The sequence below is a fragment of the Alcanivorax sp. HI0044 genome, from assembly GCF_001634945.1.
This window is the reverse complement of record NZ_LWEZ01001545.1, coordinates 1-1,265: the sequence shown is the minus strand read 5'-3', so window position 1 is coordinate 1,265 and position 1,265 is coordinate 1. Positions and strand designations below refer to the sequence as shown.

Sequence of the window (1,265 nt, the reverse complement as noted above, 5' to 3'; positions counted from 1 at the left end):
GCCCTGGCCATCAAGAAAGCCCTGAAAGCCACATCGGCCCTGGCAGGCTCAAGTCACCCGGATGCGCCATTGCTACGCGAAAATCTGGATTGGGCAATTTGGGCCTTGAATCGGTAATTGGGGCGAGAGGGTTATGAACGGAACAAGAATCGAGGCTAAGTGTATGTTACGGGGGAATGGACTCATGGAGCATAGGGAAAAGGTGCATAACGTAGGCGCGCCAGCCATGGAGAAAATCCGTGAGTCCGGCCGATTTGCCCGCACCGTTGCGATGGCGGCAGTGCTGTTGTTGCTCAACGGGGTGATCTGGCCATCCTGGGCAGTCGCACTGGAAGTAGAGCGGCAGAAGGACATTGCCGAGCAGGCCCGCTGGGAAGCGAAGAACCAACATCTGGATCAGGTGCTAAAGCATGTTCGTGACAGAGTCCGTGACCGTAAGGCGCTGATTGACCAGCGTTTGGCCAAGGAAGGGGGTATGCTGGATAACATGCTTTCGGCCATAGGGCTGAGCCAGCTGACGCTGGAAGGCGTTGATGACCTGAGCTGGTTGGCTGGGCGGGCCGAGCATCTGCATCAGCAGGCGCTGAAAGAATTTGATGCCACCGGCAAGCGGCTGCGGGAGAAGCAGTTGCCAGAGAAAATTCAGCAGCGGCACGCCGAGGCTCGTCAACAATACCGGGAACGTTACCAGACCATGCAAGTTCGGATGGCGGCCATGCTGGAAGCAGAGAGTCTGCAGGAGCAGCAGGACGCAGCGGCGTCGCTGAAAGAGTGGATGGACAGCTTCACCCTGGAAAAGCCCCGTGACCCTTTTGACCCGAACAACTTGCCATGGGGCACCCCGGACCCGAACCTGACACCGGAGCCGTCCACCACCGCCAGAGAATTAAGCGCCAGGAATGCGCTTCCCCTATTCGAACGTGGCGTGCAACTGGCCAGTAACGTCATTACCCCTGACATGCTCGGACAACCCGGAGGCCCCACGGAAGAGGACCTGGCCGCCACCCTGGATGCCCAGCTCACCGATGCCGTCCGTGCGAAGGCGGAGGCGCTGGATCACGACCCAGTGGCAATCTACCAGTGGGTTCGCAATAATATCGAGTTTATTCCCAGCCATGGTTCCATCCAGGGCGCGGATTACACCCTGCAACACGGTAAGGGCAATGCCTACGACACAGCCAGCTTGCTGGTTGCCTTGCTCCGTGCCGCCAACATCCCTGCCCGCTACACGTTCGGTACCGTACAAATGCCTGCCGATCAGGTGA

Annotated in this window: 1 protein-coding gene; it reads left to right on the top strand. The window is 58.9% G+C overall.

The annotated features are described in order from the left end of the window. Window positions 1–184 precede the first annotated feature (184 nt). On the top strand, window positions 185–1,265 hold a 1,081-nt coding region (locus tag A3730_RS23300; protein ID WP_231884024.1), incomplete at its 3' end, for a transglutaminase family protein.